General features: G+C 60.2%; 1 protein-coding gene. It reads left to right on the top strand.

Translation table 11 applies throughout. From position 1 onward, the window contains the following. On the top strand, positions 1-241 hold a 241-nt coding region (locus tag SB822_RS60385), incomplete at both ends, for an AMP-binding protein (protein WP_410859555.1).

Genomic DNA, 241 nt, shown 5'->3' with positions numbered 1-241 from the left:
ATGCTGGCGGAGGGGGTTCAGCCGGGCGACCGTGTGGCGGGCATGATGCCCAATATGCCGGAGGCGGTGGCCCTGATGTTGGCCGCTTCGTCCATCGGTGCGGTCTGGTCTTCATGCTCACCGGATTTTGGCGTGCAGGGCGTACTCGACCGTTTTGGCCAGATCGAACCGAAGCTTTTCTTCGCCTGCGATGGCTACTGGTATAATGGCAAGCGCATTGACGTTGCCGACAAGATAGCAG

Source organism: Paraburkholderia sp. SIMBA_054 (assembly GCF_046534875.1).
GTDB classification, from domain to species: domain Bacteria; phylum Pseudomonadota; class Gammaproteobacteria; order Burkholderiales; family Burkholderiaceae; genus Paraburkholderia; species Paraburkholderia hospita.
This window is presented reverse-complemented; position numbering and strand designations above follow the sequence as displayed.